Genomic DNA, 20,805 nt, shown 5'->3' with positions numbered 1-20,805 from the left:
CAAGTTCGACACACAGCCGCTCGCGCGCAACCACGATTCACCTCAACGCGAGGGAGCCATCGGCGACGGCTCGGCCGGCGTCCGGTCGATCTCGCGAGCCGGTTCGCGCTCGGGTGCAGGGCGCGTCTTGCGATCCCGACGATCCCGGCCCGACGGCGCCTTTGGATCGAACACCTTCGGCGTCGGAACCGGAATCCCCTCCGTCCCGAACGCGACCAGCATGCGTGCCGCGCGCTGCTGCACGCGAGCAATCGAGCGTTCGCTAAAGCCCTGCTCCCGCATCGCTGCGGTCAGTACGGCCAGATGGAGCGTCTGTTCGCTTTCCGGGCGTGGCGTACCACGTCGCTGCGGCTCGCTATCCGCCGGACCAGCGGGTTGCGCAGGCGAGAGGGAAACTGTCTGGTCACGCTGCGTGACCTCCGCCTGCCAGGTATTCCGATAAACGTCCTTGTCTTCCTCACCGATCACCCTGCCTGCGCCATCGAGGACCGGCACCCGCACGGTCACCAGACGCTTGCCGAGGTTCTCGAGCACCACCTCCTGCCCGATCACGGCCACCGATTCACGCATGGCACGTTCAAGGTCCACACCCCATACCGCCTGATCGATTCCCGACGGGTCGCGGAACACCACGTAATAGGAGTCGCTGCGCGCCGGATTGTGCAGATACGGCGCACTGCCGTGCTCGCGCAATTCGCCAACATACCGTCGCGGAGCATCAGGTTCGTCGTCTGCAGCGTTCCGGCTTGCTGCCGGAGAGCGCGGCTCCGATACAGCGTCATGCCCCGGTGCGGGGGACGAGGCTCCGTTGACGGCGGCGCCCGTATCGACCGATGGAGCCGCTGCAGGTACGGGCCGCGCATCGGTTCGACCGCGTGTGCCCGACGTGGTCGTCGCCGCGACGTCCCTCGCGACCTCAATGCGATTGTCCAGGCGAGCCTGCCGGGCATCCGCCAGACGGGCCAGGTCGGCCGCGTTCGGCTCATAACCGCTCACCTCGATGCCAAGCAGCGTCGCCTGCAGCCATACCTCGCTGCGAAACGCCTCGTGGCCCGACACGCGGATACGCTGCCACGATTTGGCATGCACCATTTCAATCATCGACTCGACCACGTCCGGGCGGTTGTGTTCGGTAACGAGGTAAGGGCCCAGATCCTCGAACGCGAGTTGATACGGCGCATCCTTCAGGAAATACTGGTTTCCCGCACGCAAGTAGCGCTTGCGCACGCGTTCCGGCGGCTGGTCGATCGGCGCACGACCGCGATTCACCTCGCCCGCCGCGTCGGCGGGTGCGTGGCCGCCGGCCTGTCGCGACATGCCGGGATCGTCGCGCATTGCCTGATCGCGCAGTCTCGCGCGGGCGGCATCAAACTCGCGCCGACGCCGGGCGGATACGGCATCCATCGCGGCCGAATCCAGCGTGCCCTGACGATCGTTCGACGGAGCCGGTCCGCCACTGCTACCCGGCACGTCCTGCTCGATCACGTTGATGACCGGATCGGCCTCCTGCGCGGAAGTTGTCTGCGCCATGTCGCCACCTCGCATCTTTCAGGAATGGTTTTTCATGTGGGAACCACGTTGGGGTGCGTTATCGGTCGGGTTCCGTGCCCGCTTCGCGAGACGCGCCCTGCTCCTTCGATTTTTCCAGTGCCGCGGTCCGCGCTTCTCGGATACGCGCCCAGGATCTCGTCTGCAACTGGTCGAGCATGCCCTCCAGGTTGGGACTGAAATTGAGCTCCCGGGCGGACTTCTTCAACGAGGCAACAGTGCGATCCAGTAGATCGCGCGCACGGTCCCACGGATAGACCTTCGCCTGACTGCCGTCATATCCCACCTGCAATTCGGAGCCGTTCAGCCGGGCGTTTTCGTTCATCCATGTCAGACGGTCATTGACGAACGTCATCCGGTCCTTGCGGTGGAACACGACGCTGCGCGTCGCGACCTCCTGGATCAGATAGTGTTCCGTGTTGAACACCTCGCCGCGATACGGTCCGCCGTTCTCGCGCGGCGTGCCCATCCTGAGCGGTGAGCCGAACCGATGCTCGGCCAGCGCCCTGACTTCGTTGGGAACGTCACCAACGCCAAACAGGGGCTCGCCGACCGGCGGGCGCGTCGACGCGAAGCGTGGTGCATCAGCCACCGGAGGATCAGCAGCCGGCGATGCTGCCGCCGAAGAGTCGGCCGACGGCGCCGCAGCGGAGGATGCCGGTTCCGTTGCCGGCGCATCCGGCCCTTCCTGTTTCGACGCACCACGCTTCGACGACCGGCGACGCGGACCATCTCCTGCGTCGCCCAACAGCTTTTCCTTGACGTTGCCCATTTTTCCGTCCTCCTCACGCTTGTCCACCTCAACTACGGTCACGGCGGATGGGGTGGGAACATCCGACTTCGACTCGCCATCGGCCCGCACAACAGAGCGAACCACCGCACGCAGGTGCTCGCCGACGGCATCGAAGCCAGACAGCACCACCATGTCGCTGAAATCGTTCGGCACCTTGCCGTCGATGCGCGCGTCCGCAGCGAACTGCGGCCAGGCCAGATACGCCCGCGCGTCTTCCGCTGCTCGCCGGGCCTGCGCCTCGCCATTGCCCAGTTCACCCAGGACGACCAGATCTGCATCGGGGTACCGTTCGCGCAGGCTCCGCGCGACTGTTTCGAGATTCCCGCTCGATAGCGCGGCTACCGCAAACCAGTCCGTCGCACGCGAGGCGGACAACGCCGTCGCCATACCCTCGGCGACCAGGATCAGCGACGATTCGCCGGCCGGAGCCAGCCTTGGCTCCGTCATCCAGTAGCCACCTTTCTTCGCGCCACCGGCGAGTGACGACTTCCGTCCCTGCTCGTCGATCAGCTCCAGTGTCGAGATCGGTCCATTCCACACGGGCACGATCAGCACGCGGCCAGTCAGCGGTCTTTCCTCGCTGGCGGGCGCATAGCCGAGCAATGCATGCAGTTCCAGCGCATCGAGTTCGCGCAACGTTTCCATCGGATCGACGTGCTTGCGCGCAAGATACGGATGCTCTGGTCCGACCGGCCGCGCCCATTGCCAGATCGATACAGCTTCGCGAGCAACGGCTGCGTGACGTGCCTGGCGCTGCACTTCCTCACGCTCGCGCTGCGCCAGTACCTCGGGAGATGACGCGAGCACGGCGGTCATACGGTCCGGGTAATGCGTGCGCCTGAGATCGAAGCCGTGCTCGCGCGCTCGCCAGAACAGGGTGGCGAGCGTCTTGCCGCCCGACTCGCTGACGGAGCGCCAGGTCGTCCGGGCCGCGCGCTCGTCATAGTTAGCCGCCGTGCGGCTCCACGCGTCCCAGATCTCGAAGCCCTCGTCGCCGAATCCCTGTTTGAGCGCGAACGCCATATCGACCCAGGTCTCGTAGTCGTCGGCTGGAATCACGGCAAGCGCGGCACGCGCACGGTTCGCTTCATCCACATAGGGCGCAGTCATTGCAGGGCTCCCATCGACTGTGAGCCGGCTTGCGAACCATTCGGGGCCGCGCGCTGCGCCGGTTCAACGAAATCGAGCTCCGCCACGTCAAGATCGTCAGCGCCCAGACGACGCCCTACGCGCTCGACCTTCCTGGCCGGAATGCCCAGCAGCACGAAATGCCGCTCCACGTAGGCGACAGCCTCGTCCTCGCTGATATCGGCGAGGTTCGGCGGCAGGTCACGGGGATCCCACGCCTGCAGCACTTCCAGATACTCGGGCGGCAGATGGATCAGCCCGGCACCTTCCGGATCGATTTCGTCGGAACGCAGATAGCGCAGCCGGCGTTCGACCACGGCGCTGAAATGGGCCAGGTTCATGGCCGGTACAGAGGGCGCGGTCATCACGCGAGAGGAAAACTCGGGATCGCGCCAGTAGCAGATCTTGTCGGCCAGAATCGGACGAGTGTTCTCGAGCACGATGATTTCCTTCTCGCGCCCCAGCTCCTTCAGTTCCTGCGGCAATAGCAACGGGCGGCGCTGCTCGGACACACTCTCACTCGATCCACTCCGGCCACCGAAAATCGCATTTGAACGGCTGACGCTGCGCGACTGGTCGGTCAACGTGCCGAGCATTTCCGAGTAATCGTTCGCATCCTTCTGCTCGCGCGGCGCATAGAGGATCTGCATCGCGTGGTTCGTAATGAAGGTGCGGGCATCGGCGCGCCCGTACACCGATTCGAGCTGCGCGATCGACTGGACGATCGACAGCAGGCGCAGGTTGTAGCCGGCCATATAGGCGACGGCGCGCGCGATGATCTGGATCTTGCCGATCGAGGTCATCTCGTCGAGCAACACCAGGCACTGGAATTTCAGCGCCGGATCGGCTTCGGGCAATTGCTTCGTGTTCAGGTTGACGAGCTGCGAGAACACGAGATTGACGAGCAGGGCCGCTTCCGACAGATGGTCCGGTGTGATGCCGATATAGACCGACATGCGGCGGCGGCGCACATCCCGCAGGTCGAAATCGTTCGCACTCGTCGCCGCATCGACAACCGGATTGGCCCAGATCGTCAGCGGCGCGTTGAACGTCGCCAGTACACTGGCCAGCACCTTGTCGTCGTTCGACAGGAAACGGTTCATCGCGTCGACGCACGATCCCGACAGCAGGTCGCGATGCTGGACCAGTGCGCGCTGAAGCCAGGTCTTCACCGGCATGCCATTGCCCGACGACTGCCGCAGCACCTCACCCATCGTGACCGGGTAGTTGGGAATCGACTCGCCCTTGGCCGCCCGGCGCGCATCACGCCATTCGCACAGCAGCAACACGATGCCGAGGAACAGGTTTCTCGCCTGGTCTTTCCAGAAATCGTCGTGGCCGCCCGACGGATACAAGGCATAGCCGATTGCGAGAATGTCGCCGACCCGAAACAGGCCATCCGAGATCGCCGACAGCGGGTTATAGCGATGCGTGCGGCCGTCTTCGGCAAACGGGTTGAAGAGATAGACGTCCTGCCCGTGTGCCCGCCGGAAGCCAGCCGTAACGGCGTAGTTTTCCTGCTTGATATCGAGCACCACCACCGAATCGGGAAAGCTGAGCAGATTCGGAATCACAATGCCGACGCCCTTACCCGAACGGGCGGGCGCAGCCATCAGCACAAACTGCTGGCCGGTAAAGCGCAGGTAACGCCCGCGCCATACTCCAACGACGATCGCAGGTGTGGTGTCAACGTGTGCGCGCATCGTCATAGCAGCCCCGCCTTGCGGATTTCCGGCTCGCTCGCAAAGCGAGCGCTGCCATAGAGACGGCGTCGGCCCGAGCGCTCCCACAATGCATGCAGGCCGAACGCCGGCCCACCAAAGGACAGGAGCACGCCAAAGAGCGCCGCCCCTGCGAGCTTCCGACCGGTGTTCGGCATCAGGCCGTGCCGCCAGGCAAGTACGGCGTCGAGCCAGCTCCACAGGCCTGCGTGCAGCGGATTGATCCGCAGGCTTGCGTACAGGAACAATGATGCGAGCCAGAGCGATGCCGCCAGTCCGCCGAACAGGCAAGCCAGCACGGCAAGCGTTACGGCGGCGGTCCGCATATGCTGAAGGTGAGAAGGCGACTGGATCATGGCCGCTCCCTACACGAACGCGGTGCGTGCCTTGCGCACCGGGTCGAACCAGACTTCCGTCATGCCCCAGCGCCTGCCTGTCTGCTCGCCCGCTGCATTGAAGAACGAACGCGACTCCATGTGTGCGACGACATCGATGGTCAGGAACAGCAGGCGCTTGAGCGCGGCATCGTCCCAGGCGGCAGCCTCCGGGTGTTCCTTGGCCATCAGCGCGAAACGCTCGATCGCAACCGCGGTATTGGGCGCGTGGTAGCTCGTGATCGAACCCGCATGGCCCGTCGTCAGGAGCTTCAGGAAGTCATAGGCTTCGGCGCCGCGCAGCTCGGCCAGCAGCACGCGATCGGGACGCATCCGCATCGTACTGGCGATCAGGTCAGCGGGTGTTACACGCGCCTGACCACGCCCCCCTTTGCTATAGAGCAAATGGGCACAGTTCTCGATATGCCGGATGAAGAGTTCCCTGACATCCTCAATCGTGATGACCCGCTCGTTCGATGGAATCGAACGACAGAGGGTCTTCATGAAACTGGTCTTGCCGGAACCCGTATTGCCGACGATCGCGATATTCAGACGATCGATGACAGCCAGCTCAAAAAACGCACCCCAGTTCCGTGCCTCCAGGCACTGGATGAGCTTCCGGTCTGTCGGCCGCAACACTGCCAACACTGCGTCAAGACCATCCGGACGATGCCAGACTGTGTCGTCGAACAGCCCTTCACCAGGATATTCGTCGAGGGTCTTTTCGCGTGCCGACGGACGGCGGATCGTAATTGAGACCGTGCGCGGCGGTACGACGGGCGGCACCACGATCTGAATGCGTGCATCCCCTGGCAGCAACGCTGACAGGATCGGATGCTGGGACGAGACCTCCTGATTCGTCAGGGTAGCGACTGCCACGGCGAAAGACACCAGCCGGTCGAAATCAAGATCCGGGCAGTCGTAGCCATGCCAACCACGCGAGTCTTCGGTCAGGACGCGCTGCGGCCGGTTGATCACGAGTTCTGTCACGTCGGCATCCTCGAGCAGCGGCGCGAACGGCCGCATCAACTCGCGCACGGAGGCGTCTTCGGGCAACCGGGCGAGACCCGGGTCGCGGGACGAATCCGGCATGTCCGTGCGGGGTGTCATTGCGCACCTTCCGGCTGCAGCGTATAGACCGATCCGAAGTCGAGATCGCGCGCGACCACGATCGTGAACTCCGCGCCCTGGTTCTGCTTCAGCGTCGGCGGAATGTTGATCGTGCTGTCGAGTACGCGCGTGGCCATGTCGTTGCCCTGCTGCTGCGTGTTCTCGTACACGACGGATCCATTGCTATTGCCGCCGCGCGTCGCCAGATAACCGATCGCGTCCTGGGTCAGGCCGAGCAGCATCGCGGCACCAATGCGCTGGCCCCAGTGGTTGTCCACATAACCGTCCATGCCCATGCGGCCGAGTGCGTCGGCTGCAGGCGAATCAATCTCGACCGTGACGCCGTGCGGCGTCTTGACACGTGCCGACAACATGAACACTCGCTTCTGGCCCGGCGACAGGTTCGACCGGTACTGGCTGTCGATCTGCGAACCGCGCTCGATCAGCACCACGCGACCATCGTCGGAGTACACGTTCTTCGTGACCGTGCAGGTCGAGATGCCGGCCTCGGTCGAATCGAAGGCCGTATCGCCCACGCAGTCGATCTTGGCGCCCTGCGCGAGCACCAGACTGCGGTTGCCGAGCATGCCGGCACGCACACGAGGGGTCGCAGTCGGCGTCAACGCCTGGGCAAGCGCGCCTCCTGCCGGTCCCGCCACCTCTGATGGGGCGCCTGCGCCACCGGATACTGCTGCGGCCACCGACGATGCAACACCTGCCGCGCCACCCGCCTCCAGCACACCGTGCAACGCAGCTGCCGTCTCCTGCCCGCCGCCCGAGACCAGCAGGGGCGCGTCGTAGTAGCTACGAGGCGTCACGGCGTGCGTGACGCCAACAGGCGCAACAGCCACTGCCGAAGCCGGTACGGGGCGTACAGCAATGCTCGTAGGCACCGGACCGGATGCCGCACCGATGGCGGACGCAGGAAGATCCTTGAACACCCGGCCCTGGCTCGACGCGTCGGCCACCGAATCGCGCCGTGCCTTGGCTTCGGCATCGTGACGCGCGAGGAAACCATGGACGGTCCAGACCGCACCGGCACCGACGACCAGAACGATCACGATCGGCGTCAGCCACCAGGCGCGCGTGCGGGCACTACGGTATTGGCCCACCGCCGGCATTCCGCGAGCCGCGGATGCCCCTGATGCACTATCGTTCGGGTTGCGTCCGGGCCGCGCCCCAGCGGAATCGTCGGGCTCAATCAGATTTCTCGGGGTATCGTCATTCATCGTTGTGGCTCCGCAGGACACGCTTCACACCGCCGACTGAGGTGCCGTCACGCGGCGGTACGCCGTCCATGTCATAGGCGTCGTTCCAGATACCGACGACTTCACTGCCGAGCCGCAGCACGAAACGCTTCGCGATCTCATGCACGACGATCGTGTCGCCTTCGACATGCCTTTCGACCACGCTTTCGATACCGTCGTCAGCCACCCGGAAGATCGCCGGCATGCGTCGGTTGTTCGGGATACGCAGATACGTGAAACGCCCGTCGTCCCATGCCGCGGTCGGCGCGATGTCGTCCGAATCCGGCATCACCTGCATCGAGTACCGTGCGTTGCGCACGGAAGGCGGCTGCGCCATGCGCCTGGCGACCAGCCCGGCATCCGAATCCGCATGCGCCTCTTTCGCCAGCTCGTCCGGGTAGACGAAGGTCACGCGATACATCACACGGTCGTTACCGAACTTCGACTGGAGTGGCAGCACCACCAGATCGAAGCTGTAGCTCCGCCGGTCGGTACGGATCTCGAGATTCGAGTCGTGCGCGGCGAGCTGCGGTTTCAGGTAGACGTCGTGATCACTTCTGTTCGCGATGACCTGCCAGCCGTCTCGGTCACCAGGAGCCACGACCTGAATCTGCTCGTGTGGATCCAGCGCGATATGCGTGGCAAAGCCGCGCTGCGCCTCAATGCGTACCACCTCGTCCGCGCGATAGATCACCTGCCGTACACGCGAGTCGTCGTCCCATCCGGGGAGGTCGACTGCATGGGTCACGCCCGAGAACAGCAGGCTCACCAGTGCCACACCGGAAAGAAGCGCAGAGAGAAACGTTTTCATGGCTTAACTCCGGCATTCGACGCCGACGCCTGCGGCGTGTATTCGGGATCGCGGCTGTAGGCCGTGACCTTGAATCCGAACGGATTGGCAATGGCCACGCTCTCGCGCGTGAACACGGATGGCTGATAGGTATAGGCCAACGTGATCACGAAACGCTGCGTCGGCTCGGCGTCGGCCTGGCCGTTCCTGAACGATGTGCGCTCGATATGCACGACCGCGTGACCCGGTTCGTCTGGCGGCAGCGTGATTGAGAGAATGCGAACACGCCGCTCGGCGCCGGACCCCAGTTGCCGGTCCAGCGCGTCGGGACCGCTGTAGGTGCCGCGGTAATCGCGCGCGACCACGTCATCGCTCATGGTGAGCACGTTGTCGTAGTCCATCTGCAGCAGGCCCCAGTCGTAACGCTCGCGCGCACGCACATAGGTCTCGACCCAGTGCCTGTCCTGGATTTCCTTCGTATGCACATGGTGGGCATCGAGCACATCGATGACCTGAGACTCACCCGTCAGGCGATCGACCTCGATCGGCAGCGGCACGACGCGATAGAACGGCACCATCACCGCGAGTGCTGCGGTACTGAGCACGGCCACGCCGACCGCTGCATAGGCGACGTGCCAGGCCCGCCGCTCGGAGCGTTCCTGCAGGTGAGTGAGCGACGTCTCGATGTCGAGCACACGCCCGTAGTCGTGCGGCGCGCTCATGACCGGTCTCCCGCGTCCGGGGAAGCGAGCAGGTTCGGCGCAACCTGCACGTCCGGCACATCAGGTACGGGCGGCACGCGATTGACTGGCACACGATGTGATCCGTCCGGCAGGACAGGCTTTGGCGGACCAGAAGCACATCCATTTATAAGGATGACGAAATTTATTGAAAATATGGCGACCAATAATTTGTACATGATTCCTCCTCAGTTTCTGAACGACGCCGGGACCATCTGGTCCTGCAGCCTATTGGTCTTGCCCGCCCGGCTCAGCACCAGCTCGCTCTGCTGCTCTGCCACGAGCTTGTCCTCGGCGTCGGCCAGCATCCGGAAGAGCTGCAGCTTAGTCATCTCGTTGCCGACCGTCGTGCTCTCCGCCTGGATGCGCGCCTGCAGCTCGGCGACGCCCTTCGGGTCTTGGGTCACATCGATCTGTTGCGCCAGACTCTGGATCTGGTTCAGCTCCTGCAACTCGGTCTGGTAGGCCTGCTGGCCAAACGCCTTGTCCTGGTAAGGCTTGTTGAGCGCACGCTGGCACACCTGCTGATCGATCCCGGTCTGGTCCTCGCAGTTATAGATCTGGCTGGCCGAGCGCAGAGCCTGGGCACTGCCCGTCAGGCCCGAATAGCCGCCGTTCTGGATCGCCGTATAGACGCTCTGCCAGTTCGACGGCAGGGAGTTTGCGACGACCGGGTTGCTCAGGAGCGCACCGAAGCCGCGCGTGCCAACCGTCGACTGATAGATCTGGATTTCCTGCTGCACTTCCTGCTCCAGTTGGGCCACCGTAGCAATGGCCTGCACAACGTTCTGAGCGTCAAAGACCGGGATACCTTGCGCGTGAGCACCGGCACACCATGCTGCCGATACCACTGATACCGCCGACACCAATGCGGCACCTACCCATCTGTTTCGTCCATTCATGGTCATCACCTCGTCCTCATTCGCCCTGCCGGCCCAGGTTCGCGCGCGAGGCGCGCTGATAAGCCGGCATCGCACCGCTGCCCGATCCACCACCTGATCCGCCACCTGAACCAGTGCGGTCCCGAATCTCGCCACCCGGCCGTGGCCCCTTCCCGCTGCCGCTGATCGCCCGGCCGATCGCGGTCACCAGGTGCCGCGAGGCCAGGCCCGCCACGAATGCACCGAAGCCAGACAGGGTTGCGCCGCCGGACAGGCCCGCTGCGACGGACGGCAACTGCCAGCCCACCATCGCGAGGAACACGCCGGTTGCGAACAGGCCAATCGCCGCGGCAGCGGCTGCGGCGTCGTCCAGGGATGCGGAAATGGTTTGCACGAGTGCCGACGCATCGGCGCCGGGTGTGCCGCCCGTAGCATGAAGTGCGGTGAGATCAGCGGAGAACGCCGTGAGCGCCATGCCGAGGAAGGCGGCAACGAGTACCTGCAGCAACGCGTAATTGGCAACCTTCGCGGTCCACGCCTCGAAAAAGCGTGCGGTCGGTGCGAATGCGGCGCAGGCGATGAAAATCGGACCGAGGCCGAGCACAAGATCGAGCAGCATGCGCGCCATCACCACTTCGAACGCGAGAACGATCAGGAAGATCGAGCCGCCGAGCGCTGCCACCAGGCCGCACAGGAAATCGCCAATGGCTGCGGCCAGACCACTCGGACTGAATCCTTCATGCGTCGCCTTGTCGAAGTAGGCATCCATCACGAGATCAATCTGCTGGTCATAGCAGTCGAGCGTCTGGTAGATGCTGGTCGCCGCGCCCTGCCCTGTCACGCTGCCACCGTTGACGGAGCCGCAACCCGGATTGCCGCCACCTGTCGTGTTCGCCGCGTTCTGGATCGTCTGTGCGAGCCCGGACGTGGCGCCGTTGACTGCGGTAACGACCTGCTGCTGATAGAGACCAGTGCTGAGCGCGAATGCGAGCGTGATCGCGACTTTCAGCCCCCGCCAGGCAAAAGCCGGCACCGCCTCGTGAGCTTCGCCGCGCACCACCGCAAGACCATAGGCGAGTACCCAGACCGTGACGGCCGTGGTAACGACGGGCACAAGCGCGCCAGAGAGGGCCGACGACACGTTCGTGACGTAGGTCGACATGCCGTTTTCGAGGGTGCCGCCAACGGCGGTAAAGAGGCCGCTCATCGCGCACCTCCCGGCCCTGGCAGTTGAGGGTGGCGCGCCCCAGCCTGTGCCGCGCGACGTTTCGCAAGCTGGTCGTGAAACACGGGTACCCAGTCTTCCGGTGCGTCGCCGACCTGCGCGCGGATCGTGTCGAGCAGCTCCACGTTGTCGGTCGTGCCCGACAGCACATCAAGCACGTCGCCGAGTCCACCGAGATCGAGCCGGCCAATGGCCGAGCGATGGCCCTGCTTGACGAGGAACATGCGACTGTTCTCGCCGAGGTTGCGCACGATATTGAATTCGGCCTCGGTCAGCTTGAAACCGTGCACGTAATCGTCGTAATCGGCACGCGGGTTCGGCAGGAAGAAAAGCGTCGCGCTCTGCTCGACGAGTGCACTGGCGATCTTGCTGTGCAGCACATCGGCCGGCGACTGCGTATCGAAAATCCCGAGCCCATTCTGCTTGCGGATTGTCTTCTGCTTGTTCAGCGCAAAGTCAGTGAAGACTGGATCGCCGAGCCGCTTCCAGAATTCCGTCATTACGTAAATGAAACGCCGGCCGTCGATCAGGTTCTCCGTCCGGTGCAGCAGGTACATCGTGACGGGCGTCGAAACCTCTGCGTCGTCAAGCAGCTCTGTATCGTCAAAGCCGAACAGGTCCGCATGCGCCAGGTCGATGCGGTCGCTCGGGTTGTCGAGCACCCAGCCGAGCCGCCCGCCCACGCACCATTTGGCAAGCCGTGCATGCAGGCTGTTCTCGCCCACGTTCGGCAGGAGCTGCCGCACCATCGAGAGCCGCCGCAGGGACTTGTCCATGCGCGCGACTTCCCGCACGGCCCGCGAAATATCAAGTTCATCCTTCGCCGACGGCGACGCGCCGACGTCGACAAGCTTGCGGACCAGTCGCTCCCAGAAGTCGATCACGGGCTCCCCTGGTTCCATCTGGAACGGGTTTAACCCGGTCGGCTCGCCGCGACGGAATACGGTATAGGTGCCGCCCATTGCCCGGATCGCGATCTCGGTGCCGCGGTCCTTGTCGAACAACACGGACGTGATGCCATACTTGGTCGCCATCGCGAGCAGGAACAGTTCGAGCACCGTCTTGCCCGCACCGGCGCGGCCGATGATCTGCGTATTGGCGAGCGCCTTCTCGTCGAGCGAGTCCTGCTTGTCGGGCGTGACGTGGAAATTCAAATAGAGCGGCTGGCCGCTGGGCGTCTTGACGATCGTGATCGCCTCGCCCCACGGATTGCCGTCGCGCTTGCCGGTCGCAAAGTTGTGCAGGCTCGACAGGCCGCAGAAATTGCGCGACGTGAGCTTTGCCTCGCGTGGCCGGTAGCGCCAGTTGCCCGGTAGCTGCGCAAACCATGCCGCATCGGCAACAAGATCGATCAACGCCGTCTGGAAACCGGCATCAGCCAGTTGCGTGCGGGCTTTTGCGACACTTCTGGACACTTCGTCCAGCGTGTCGCCGAGCACCGCCAGCGAATAGTGATACTCGCCGAGCACGAAATCGCCGTTGATCAGGTCATCGAGCGCCCGCTCCATCGCCTCGACCTGGGAAACCGCCACGTCCTCGCCCGCGATGAGCTGGTTGCGCTGACGCTCCAGCGCTTCCTTCGCACTGGGCTTGTCGAGGATCGTGAAGCTCTGCGTCTCGATGTACTCGAAGTCGCCGTATAACAGACCGTTGAGCATGCCCGGCTCGGTGTCTTCCGGATAATCCTTGAGATCCAGCATCGCCGCAAAACGGGTCGCAGCCGGCATGCGGATCTCGACCTTCTCTGCCCCGACAAAGAGGCGCGACGTCGGCAGCGCTTCACGAATCGGGGCCGCCGGTACCGGCTCACGCTCCCAGACCGCGTTGACCAGATAGCCAAGCAGCTCCAGTGCCGACGAATAGCGACGCGGCCCAGGCGTAAAGGGACTTTGCCGGGTATAGACGCCAAGCGCGACCGGATCGTAGGGCTTGAGGCTCGATTCGACCTGCGCGGCCAGTTCGGACATGACCTTCAACGCGTCGAGCTGGTCGCGCCGGATATCGTCGCGCGTACGGCGCGCAGCGCGACTGAAGACACGCCCGATCCGCGTGCGGTTCGGACGATAGACCAGCGTCAGATACAGCTCGTTAGCCATCATCCGGTAGCCCGCGAAGCTCGCGTAATAGCGCGTCGCCAGCTCCTCGCAGAAGCGGTTGCGGTATTCCGTCGAAAAGCGATCCGATACGCGCCGGCGCAGACGATGCGACCACAGCGCCACATGCCCGCCAGCAAGCCCGCGCACGAGCTGGTTGAACCCTTCGTGACGTGCGAGGATGTCGGCCGGATCGGCCGCTTCGAATGCGATACCGGCGATCTTCCAGACCTGCAGATAATCCCCCTCGCGCGTCTTGATGACGTGATCGGTCACATGCGCCGAGTACGGGATATAGCCAGCAAGCGGCACTTCCCGGTTCGCGACGCTGAGCAGTTGCGGCTCGACTTGCATGTCACACCCTCCTCTTCAGGCGAACGGGCACATAGGCATGCACGCCCCAGAAGCGGCGATTGCCCTGACGCAGCACCATGCGCAGGCGCAGAACGTACTGCGCGAGCCGCTGGTCGTCGTGGCGCGTGATCACGCGCATCGCGACGAATACGGGGATCATCAGAAAGAGGATCGCGACACCCAGCGGCGGACTCGCGAGCAGCGCCCAGATAGCCGGGATCAGCATGCCGCCGCCGACCATCAGGAACAGCACGAGCGGCACGCCCCAGAGCATCGCGGGACGCGTGCAGCCTTTGAAGACGGGATCCTTGAGCGGGTTCATGGTTCGGCGCTCCCGGATCAGCTCGTCGGGATCAGCATGCCGGCGATCACGGTCGCGCAGCCGACGAACAGCCCGCCGATGAATACGTTCGCGATGTCGCCAAACCGGGCGTGCTGGAACATCATTCGGAAGCCTGCCCAGATAATGGAAATCGAGCAGATCACGCCGCCGACGCCGAGCAGCGTCGTCTGGATCGTGGTCAGCAACGTATTGACCTGAGAGAGCTGGGCCCAGGCGGGCGACGTGACCAGCAGCGCTGCTGCCCCGGCAGTTATCCGTCGTGCGGCCTGCCGTGATGACCACACGTCATTCGAAGCGGTTGAAACATGCTTCCGACTATTTAGTAATCCTGATTTCATGAATAACTCCCTTCCGTTCTAGATCTACCTGCTATCGTCTGGTCGTCGGGCTAGAACACCACTGCGCTATCGTTCGGGTCCCGCGTGGAGTTGCCGGTTGACGGATCTGCCGGCTCCGATACCGGATGCCTTTCCGGTCGGGATCGCCCCGGCGGGTCTGAAGCATCAGAACCCACCGGCACAACAGGAATCGGAGCAATGGGCGGAACGACAACGGGTTCCGATGAAGGTGCAAGGACACTGGCGTTGCTGACTACGCGCCGCACGTACCCGGTCCGATATCCCGTCGAGAAGTCCCCGCTGGCATAGCACGACAGGCTCGCGCGCAGGGCGGATTGCGAATCGTTCGATGCATGCGCTCGTGCCTGCCGCGCCAGTTCGAAACAACCCTGCAGGATCGCCGCGCCCACGGCCAGATTGCGACATGGATCAAATGCATTTTGCTCATTCAATCCATAGGTGGGCCAGTTTGCGCGGTTCACCTGTGCGAGTCCGACGCTGAAGTTCCAGCCACCGGCGTCCAGTGCATGTACCGTCGCCACCGCCTCAGCTTCGCTCGTCGGCTGACGCACCAGCCGGCCATGCACCACGCCAATCGCGTACGGGTTGAAACCCGATTCGGTCCGAACGATCGCTGCCATCGTCAACAGCGAGACCTGGGGCGCGCACTGCTGCGCGAGCGGAACGAAGTCAAACGGCAGCATCACTGACCTCCGCCACCGAAGTCGTCTTGCTGCTCAGTCTGCTGCAGGAACAGCGCGGCAGACTGTGACGGGTCATACGGCATCTCCGTGCTACCCGCACCATAGAATTCGGTAATCATTCGCCCCTGGCCACTGACGTCCCACCAGACGCGGGTATAGAGCTGGTTGTCGATATCGACGTTGATGGCTCCGGTGGCACGACAGAGCAATTCGCTCTGCTCGGGGCCGCCCCAATACAGAAGGTCCTCCCGGCAATAGCTTCCGCTCGCGAAGGTATTGGCCACAAATGTGCCCTGCGAGCCGCCTGCGCCGAAATCGCAGGCCGGGAACGGATCGCCGTGACGCAACGCGACCCACAGCTTCTCGATCGGAGGCACGCACTCGCTATACTGTTCGGGGCCGCCGGGGTTGGCCAGACAGAGAATCACCTGACAACCCCAGTCGTCCGCATGCGCCAGGCCCGGTGCAAAGATCGATGTGCCGACGAACAGTGCGATGGCAATCGACCAGTGCCGCACGATGCAACGCATCCTGCGCAAACCGAGCTTCCCGAAAATCATCCGATCCATCTTCATGATCCGCCTTCCATCGATTCAGTCCATCGAGCACCGAAGTACCGAAACGGATGTGCGGAAAAAGAAACCCGCGGGGCCGGGGAGGCACGCCGCGGGTTCAAGGGGGATCAGCACCAGAATCGGCATAGGGGGCAGTCACATATGACTGCGCCCCTGCCACACCACCCGGCATGCGGGTCCGCACCGGGCGGTTCAGGAGGTTGAGGTCATGAGAGTCGAGGGACACCCAGCCGGTCGAAGTAGGCGAGGGTCAGCACGCTGTTGAGCAGCTTTGCGCTGTTACGCCACCAGCGACGGCTGTTGGCCGCTATCTGATGTGCCACGGCAGGTTTAGCTCCCAACGCACGCAGTTCCCGATAGATGGTAGGGCCACGGCGCCAGTGTTTGAGTTGCATGGCACGCAACCGGTGGCGCATCCACTCGTCCAGCTCACGCCAGACCCTCGGTGTTTGCGCCAACCGGAAGTACGCTTTCCAACCCTGCACATAGGACCGTAACTGTTCCGCCACTGCCTTCATGCTGCGCCCGTCCGAGCGACGGGTCAGTTCACGAATGCGGTGCCTGAACGCCAGCAGCGGTTTGGCCGCCACCTTGCGCTTGACCACCCCACCCGCACCCACCCACAGGCTGTAGCCCAGAAACTTGCGACCAAACACACTGGCCACTGCGCTTTTGGTCTCATTGACCTTCAGGCGCAGTCGCCCGTACAGGCGTCGCAGCAGCGCCATCACCCGTTCGCCTGCACGGCGACTGCGAACATAGACGTTCGCGTCGTCGGCGTAGCGCGCGAAGCAATGACCCCGCCGCTCCAGTTCCTTGTCCACCTCATCGAGCAGCATGTTGGCCAGCAGTGGGGATAGCGGCCCGCCTTGAGGCGTGCCCTGATCCCGCTGCTGCACCACCCCGCCATCCATGATGCCGCTGTTCAGATACGCCCGGATCAGCCGGATCACGCCAGCGTCACCAATGCGTTTCTGCAAACGGTCGATCAGGATGTCGTGATTGACCCGGTCGAAGAACTTCTCCAGATCAACGTCCACCACGATTCGCCGACCCGACTGCACGTACGACTGCGCGGCAAGTACCGCGTCGTGCGCACGCCGTCCGGGCCGGAAACCGTAGCTGTGCTCGCTGAAGGTAGGGTCCAGAACCGGCTGCAAGACTTGCAGCAACGCCTGCTGGATCAGCCGGTCCGTTACCGTCGGGATGCCCAGCTCGCGCTCGCCCCCATCCGGCTTCGGAATCGTCACCCGTCGTACCGGACTGGGCCGGTACGTCCCCTTCAGCAACTGTTCACGAATCGCGGGCCACGCCGTCACCAGATGACGCGCAGTCTCGTCAATACCCAGACCGTCCACGCCAGCAGCTCCCTTGTTGGACCGGACCCGTTTGAACGCCTGCTTCAGGTTCTCTCTCGTCAGCGCCGCTTCCAGCAGCGCTGACCCTGTGTCCCCGGATTCATGCCGCGGGCCGCAGGCTTCGTCGCTCACAGGTACACACGCAGCTTCACCGCGCGCTACTCCCGCTCGCCCCGTTTGCACGGACATCTGACGCAATACCTGCCGCATCGACATGACGCTGGACACTCCTTCCCGTTTGGCCCTTCGTCACCAGCCTCAGCCTCATCGGCCTACCCTGTGACTATTACGGCCTCTGCTGACTTCTCGCTCCGGCTCGACGCCGTTGCCCTTTCAGGCATGAGGCGAGATCTCCCCAGGTAAGAACGCAATCCTTCACCGCACAACCGCCGGATTTACGCCGCCTGACCCTTGACCACGAGAGCTTTGCAGTTGTTTGGCTGCTCGCCCTGATCGGCACCGCCTTCTATCCGGTTCTTGTTCATCGGCTCGCGGCTTCACTCCACACTTCCTTCCCACGATCGGTCACCCTCTCGCAGTTGTGCTTCGCTTCGTTCGCTGTGGTCAACTTACGGTGGGACTTGCACCCACAAGATTGCGCCCATGCTGGGCGCACAAACGAAAAAGCCTGCAACCATCCGGTTAGCAGGCTTTGCTCACATTGTGACCACCACGTCAACGCACATACGTCAGTACATCGGGGCCGCTAGCGCGTACTCGGTCTTGCTTTTGCGCGTTGACCGGAACAAGTTGTTGACTGCACTCTAGGCGCGATTTTGCAGCGTTGCAAGCCTCAAAATAGCCAGAATTTCTGCTTCACTGTCCACCGAATTCCAGGGCTGACCGACAAGCTCCGAAAAAAATTTACGTCTACTTCCTCTCCAGCAGGCGTGCGAGCGCCTGCCTGGCCAAAGCCAATTCCAGCTCATAACGACTACGAGGATGGCGCGGAATCCTGAGACGACGACAGACCACCTCACGACCCGCGTGCCACAGATACACCATGCGCAACAGATCTTTATGGCGCGGATCGAGACGCATCCACGCCGCCTCGATCTTCGCCGCATCAACCGGATCATGCGCGCCACGCGGCGTATTTGCCCAGTTGTCCAGACGGGACTCCAATGAAGTAACGGAAGCATCAATCATCATCGTGCTCCCCATGGGACGGCCCCGGCGTCCGATATCCAGCCGGATCGACCAGGAATAACTCGATGTCGGACGCGCGCCAGCCGACCATGCGGCCGCCCAACGAAATCGCCTTGGGAAATGTCCCGTCCTTGATGCGCTGGTAGATCGTCGAACGCGATAACCCGACAACCTGTTCGACCTGTTTGCGACGCAGGATCGCGCCCGCTACACGGATTGAATCCGACATGACCTTCGCCCTCCTGGCTTTGCCCGGATCTGCCCGGCACAGATCCGATTCAAGCAGCAGGAAGGTCTGCCGGGCAATTCCGTCATGTCGTCGGAACAGTCCGTCGGAAACATCGGTCAGCGGTGGCGGCCATCCACATCGTTGAGCGAATCAGGTCGCAGTGCGGCCGCAAACGTCTGGGCACTGCGCGATGCTTCGCCGGTCGACTGTCCCTTGAGGCCCAACTTCGCGTCAATGGCGCGAGCTACAGTCGAAGACTTCGGAGGACGCTCCGGATCCCACTTTGTCCACTGCTCTCGCATCACGTCAAACAACAGAGAAAGCGTTCGAGTTAAATGAGGAAGATGTACCGTGACGCCCCCGTTCAATTCGCCCGACGTTGTTCCGCGACTCGGCTCCGAGGGGGGCGCTCTGTCGAACGAGCCCATGCACTGCTCCAGACGTTGCTCCAGGCTGTCTTCGAGCGTCTGGTGGAGCGCGACGGTACGAGCAAGTGCGCGTTCGAGCAACAAGATCCGCTGATCGCGTCCCCGCAAACGAGCCGCTAACCGGGTAACGGTAGCTTCGGCGGCACTACAGCGCGCTATCCAATGCTCAACAGATTCGGTCCCGGTCTCGTACTCGGCTGCATCAACACACTCGTGGCTGGATTGGCACATATGCCCTCCCTTCCTCCCGGCATAGCGCATAGAGAGGGTAGCGATGTCCCCGATACTGGATTGCTCTTATGTATGACGTACAGAGATAATCTAGGGAATGAGCTCATGCGGGGCAAGGGATGCATCGTTTCCGGCACGTTAACTATCCGACCTTCAATAAAACTCATCGAATCAGAGCGAATTCCGGGACTTATTCAAAGAGCGTGGACACGCTTTTATTGCGTATCCCGTTGAGAACGGCGAGCGCATCATCAGCGCGCTCGACGGGGACAAGAATGTGATCATGATGGTAGCCGGCAATCGCATTGCATGGGATGCGTGCGCGAGCTAAATGCGTCGATACGACTGCGAGGAACCCCACCGCCTCGAGACTCGAATGTACCTTGAGGGTAATGAGGCGTGCCTTGAAGGTATGCGGTATCGCATCGCGCTCAGCATCCTGCAGATCGATCACCGCAGTCAACCCTTCACTCTCCCGGAACGTGCACAGCGCCGACAACCCTGCGGGCAAAACGAAATCGGGAAATGAACAATAGACGTAGACGGCTTTGGCCATCTCAGGCTCGATCGCAGCACACAGCTTGTCCAGGGCTTTCTCGCTCAACGTGTCCTCCATCAGCAACGATTCATCACTGACACCTTACACCACCCTCCTCGCCTTATGGTGTCGAGGAAATCTATCCAGCCAGCAACGTTCCTAACCACCCCGTCCGACGAGGAATCATTGCCTATGCTCAGATCATCGCTTCAGAAATACTAAAAAATCTGACAAACCGAACCCCGGGGAGTTCACGTCGCCCGAAGGGGGCTGCAATGAACTGTAACGATGCGTCCTCAACCAATGCCGATCGAATCCTGGTCAAGCAAGCCATACTTGCCCGTGATCCAGCGTGGCGGCTACCGAAGCCTCAAACCTGGCGCGCCATCAATGACATTGCCATCGACTGGATGGTGATTTTCATTTCGGCCTGGGCGACCTTCCGGATAGGCTGGGTCATCAGCCCGCTCGCACTCGTCGTCGTCGGAAATCGACAGCGTGCATTGGGAAATCTGCTCCACGAGGCCGGCCACGGCAATCTGAGCACTCGCCGCGAAGTCAATGACTGCCTCGCGCATCTGTTTCTCGCGCTACCGCTGTTGAGCAGCCTGTCGGTCTACCGGGAACAGCATGCACGTCATCATGCCTGGTTAGGACATCCTCAGCGCGACCCCGATCTTTTACCAAGACGCGCGCGCATCGGCGATCGGTGGTACCACGCCTATTTGCACTACCTCACAACGTTCTCGATATATCGTGGCTCCCTGATCGGACATCTCGACGGACGAAATCTTACCCATCGCCAGCAGCTCGCGATTTTCACATGGTGGATGACGGTAGGCTCGGCTATGGCCGCAGTCGATCTGCACTTCGCGCTGGTGTTCTGTGCCCTCTGGCTCGGTTAGACG

General features: G+C 62.8%; 21 protein-coding genes. 1 reads left to right on the top strand and 20 read right to left on the bottom strand.

Annotated elements, in window-relative coordinates; genetic code table 11:
- Window positions 1-42 precede the first annotated feature (42 nt).
- From BXE_RS08840 to BXE_RS08745, 20 genes are all read right to left on the bottom strand, one after another.
- Entirely contained in the window at window positions 43-1,530 is a 1,488-nt protein-coding gene (locus BXE_RS08840) for an LPD7 domain-containing protein (protein WP_011488009.1), read from the bottom strand.
- A gap of 58 nt (window positions 1,531-1,588) precedes the next feature.
- The gene (locus BXE_RS08835; protein WP_011488008.1) at window positions 1,589-3,451 is read right to left on the bottom strand and encodes a PriCT-2 domain-containing protein; all 1,863 of its coding nucleotides are present in this window, start codon (window positions 3,449-3,451) and stop codon (window positions 1,589-1,591) included.
- Window positions 3,448-5,178 carry a type IV secretory system conjugative DNA transfer family protein gene (locus BXE_RS08830; protein ID WP_011488007.1) on the bottom strand — a complete coding sequence of 577 codons (1,731 nt, stop codon included), beginning with the start codon at window positions 5,176-5,178 and terminating at the stop codon, window positions 3,448-3,450. The genes BXE_RS08835 and BXE_RS08830 overlap by 4 nt, the downstream gene beginning before the upstream one ends.
- Window positions 5,175-5,546 (bottom strand): hypothetical protein, encoded by a 372-nt coding sequence (locus BXE_RS08825; RefSeq protein ID WP_011488006.1) that lies wholly within the window; start codon window positions 5,544-5,546, stop codon window positions 5,175-5,177. Before BXE_RS08825 ends, BXE_RS08830 begins: the two co-directional genes overlap by 4 nt.
- A 9-nt stretch (window positions 5,547-5,555) precedes the next feature.
- Complete coding sequence (virB11, locus tag BXE_RS08820) at window positions 5,556-6,674, bottom strand: P-type DNA transfer ATPase VirB11 (protein ID WP_011488005.1); 1,119 nt, start codon at window positions 6,672-6,674, stop codon at window positions 5,556-5,558.
- Window positions 6,671-7,903, bottom strand: a complete 1,233-nt coding sequence (virB10, locus tag BXE_RS08815) for a type IV secretion system protein VirB10 (protein ID WP_011488004.1) — start codon at window positions 7,901-7,903, stop codon at window positions 6,671-6,673. Before virB10 ends, virB11 begins: the two co-directional genes overlap by 4 nt.
- Complete coding sequence (locus BXE_RS08810) at window positions 7,896-8,732, bottom strand: TrbG/VirB9 family P-type conjugative transfer protein (protein ID WP_011488003.1); 837 nt, start codon at window positions 8,730-8,732, stop codon at window positions 7,896-7,898. Before BXE_RS08810 ends, virB10 begins: the two co-directional genes overlap by 8 nt.
- Window positions 8,729-9,433 (bottom strand): virB8 family protein, encoded by a 705-nt coding sequence (locus BXE_RS08805; protein ID WP_011488002.1) that lies wholly within the window; start codon window positions 9,431-9,433, stop codon window positions 8,729-8,731. Before BXE_RS08805 ends, BXE_RS08810 begins: the two co-directional genes overlap by 4 nt.
- Before the next feature lie 206 nt (window positions 9,434-9,639).
- Complete coding sequence (gene virB5 / locus BXE_RS08800; protein ID WP_011488001.1) at window positions 9,640-10,353, bottom strand: P-type DNA transfer protein VirB5; 714 nt, start codon at window positions 10,351-10,353, stop codon at window positions 9,640-9,642.
- Window positions 10,354-10,369: 16 nt separating this feature from the next.
- Window positions 10,370-11,539: a type IV secretion system protein gene (locus BXE_RS08795; RefSeq protein WP_011488000.1), complete on the bottom strand. Its 1,170-nt coding sequence runs from the start codon at window positions 11,537-11,539 to the stop codon at window positions 10,370-10,372.
- The gene (locus tag BXE_RS08790; protein WP_011487999.1) at window positions 11,536-14,004 is read right to left on the bottom strand and encodes a VirB4 family type IV secretion/conjugal transfer ATPase; all 2,469 of its coding nucleotides are present in this window, start codon (window positions 14,002-14,004) and stop codon (window positions 11,536-11,538) included. Before BXE_RS08790 ends, BXE_RS08795 begins: the two co-directional genes overlap by 4 nt.
- 1 nt (window position 14,005) lies before the next feature.
- On the bottom strand, window positions 14,006-14,326 hold the full coding sequence (locus tag BXE_RS08785) for a type IV secretion system protein VirB3 (RefSeq protein WP_011487998.1): 321 nt from the start codon (window positions 14,324-14,326) through the stop codon (window positions 14,006-14,008).
- A 17-nt stretch (window positions 14,327-14,343) separates the two neighbouring features.
- A complete protein-coding gene (locus BXE_RS08780) occupies window positions 14,344-14,685 on the bottom strand; it encodes a TrbC/VirB2 family protein (protein ID WP_011487997.1) in 342 nt (113 codons plus the stop codon).
- Between the two features lie 50 nt (window positions 14,686-14,735).
- Window positions 14,736-15,389 (bottom strand): lytic transglycosylase domain-containing protein, encoded by a 654-nt coding sequence (locus BXE_RS08775; protein WP_011487996.1) that lies wholly within the window; start codon window positions 15,387-15,389, stop codon window positions 14,736-14,738.
- Window positions 15,389-15,964, bottom strand: coding sequence for a hypothetical protein (locus tag BXE_RS08770; RefSeq protein ID WP_011487995.1), 576 nt, complete (start codon window positions 15,962-15,964; stop codon window positions 15,389-15,391). Before BXE_RS08770 ends, BXE_RS08775 begins: the two co-directional genes overlap by 1 nt.
- Before the next feature lie 206 nt (window positions 15,965-16,170).
- A complete protein-coding gene (gene ltrA, locus BXE_RS08765) occupies window positions 16,171-17,538 on the bottom strand; it encodes a group II intron reverse transcriptase/maturase (RefSeq protein ID WP_011487994.1) in 1,368 nt (455 codons plus the stop codon).
- Between the two features lie 654 nt (window positions 17,539-18,192).
- Entirely contained in the window at window positions 18,193-18,474 is a 282-nt protein-coding gene (locus tag BXE_RS08760; RefSeq protein WP_038456364.1) for a hypothetical protein, read from the bottom strand.
- Window positions 18,464-18,700: a helix-turn-helix transcriptional regulator gene (locus BXE_RS08755; protein ID WP_011487992.1), complete on the bottom strand. Its 237-nt coding sequence runs from the start codon at window positions 18,698-18,700 to the stop codon at window positions 18,464-18,466. The genes BXE_RS08760 and BXE_RS08755 overlap by 11 nt, the downstream gene beginning before the upstream one ends.
- Before the next feature lie 116 nt (window positions 18,701-18,816).
- Window positions 18,817-19,212: a hypothetical protein gene (locus tag BXE_RS08750; protein WP_233518792.1), complete on the bottom strand. Its 396-nt coding sequence runs from the start codon at window positions 19,210-19,212 to the stop codon at window positions 18,817-18,819.
- Window positions 19,213-19,549: 337 nt separating this feature from the next.
- Window positions 19,550-19,963, bottom strand: a complete 414-nt coding sequence (locus BXE_RS08745) for an ACT domain-containing protein (protein ID WP_233518793.1) — start codon at window positions 19,961-19,963, stop codon at window positions 19,550-19,552.
- 209 nt (window positions 19,964-20,172) lie between these two features.
- On the opposite strand from BXE_RS08745, the gene BXE_RS08740 reads away from it, so the two are divergent.
- Complete coding sequence (locus BXE_RS08740) at window positions 20,173-20,802, top strand: fatty acid desaturase (RefSeq protein WP_052115887.1); 630 nt, start codon at window positions 20,173-20,175, stop codon at window positions 20,800-20,802.
- Window positions 20,803-20,805: the final 3 nt, after the last annotated feature.

Origin of the sequence: Paraburkholderia xenovorans LB400, assembly GCF_000013645.1 — a bacterium.
Taxonomy (GTDB): domain Bacteria; phylum Pseudomonadota; class Gammaproteobacteria; order Burkholderiales; family Burkholderiaceae; genus Paraburkholderia; species Paraburkholderia xenovorans.
This window is presented reverse-complemented; position numbering and strand designations above follow the sequence as displayed.

Coding starts and splice junctions, on each gene's coding strand:
- BXE_RS08805 (WP_011488002.1), bottom strand. CDS start 9,433: ATGAGCGCGCCGCACGACTACGGGCGTGTGCTCGACATCGAGACGTCG.
- BXE_RS08810 (WP_011488003.1), bottom strand. CDS start 8,732: ATGAAAACGTTTCTCTCTGCGCTTCTTTCCGGTGTGGCACTGGTGAGC.
- BXE_RS08830 (WP_011488007.1), bottom strand. CDS start 5,178: ATGACGATGCGCGCACACGTTGACACCACACCTGCGATCGTCGTTGGA.
- virB11 (WP_011488005.1), bottom strand. CDS start 6,674: ATGACACCCCGCACGGACATGCCGGATTCGTCCCGCGACCCGGGTCTC.
- BXE_RS08740 (WP_052115887.1), top strand. CDS start 20,173: ATGAACTGTAACGATGCGTCCTCAACCAATGCCGATCGAATCCTGGTC.
- BXE_RS08795 (WP_011488000.1), bottom strand. CDS start 11,539: ATGAGCGGCCTCTTTACCGCCGTTGGCGGCACCCTCGAAAACGGCATG.
- BXE_RS08770 (WP_011487995.1), bottom strand. CDS start 15,964: ATGAAGATGGATCGGATGATTTTCGGGAAGCTCGGTTTGCGCAGGATG.
- BXE_RS08785 (WP_011487998.1), bottom strand. CDS start 14,326: ATGAACCCGCTCAAGGATCCCGTCTTCAAAGGCTGCACGCGTCCCGCG.
- BXE_RS08755 (WP_011487992.1), bottom strand. CDS start 18,700: ATGTCGGATTCAATCCGTGTAGCGGGCGCGATCCTGCGTCGCAAACAG.
- BXE_RS08760 (WP_038456364.1), bottom strand. CDS start 18,474: ATGATGATTGATGCTTCCGTTACTTCATTGGAGTCCCGTCTGGACAAC.
- BXE_RS08835 (WP_011488008.1), bottom strand. CDS start 3,451: ATGACTGCGCCCTATGTGGATGAAGCGAACCGTGCGCGTGCCGCGCTT.
- virB10 (WP_011488004.1), bottom strand. CDS start 7,903: ATGAATGACGATACCCCGAGAAATCTGATTGAGCCCGACGATTCCGCT.
- BXE_RS08790 (WP_011487999.1), bottom strand. CDS start 14,004: ATGCAAGTCGAGCCGCAACTGCTCAGCGTCGCGAACCGGGAAGTGCCG.
- BXE_RS08825 (WP_011488006.1), bottom strand. CDS start 5,546: ATGATCCAGTCGCCTTCTCACCTTCAGCATATGCGGACCGCCGCCGTA.
- BXE_RS08780 (WP_011487997.1), bottom strand. CDS start 14,685: ATGAAATCAGGATTACTAAATAGTCGGAAGCATGTTTCAACCGCTTCG.
- virB5 (WP_011488001.1), bottom strand. CDS start 10,353: ATGAATGGACGAAACAGATGGGTAGGTGCCGCATTGGTGTCGGCGGTA.
- ltrA (WP_011487994.1), bottom strand. CDS start 17,538: ATGTCGATGCGGCAGGTATTGCGTCAGATGTCCGTGCAAACGGGGCGA.
- BXE_RS08840 (WP_011488009.1), bottom strand. CDS start 1,530: ATGGCGCAGACAACTTCCGCGCAGGAGGCCGATCCGGTCATCAACGTG.
- BXE_RS08775 (WP_011487996.1), bottom strand. CDS start 15,389: ATGCTGCCGTTTGACTTCGTTCCGCTCGCGCAGCAGTGCGCGCCCCAG.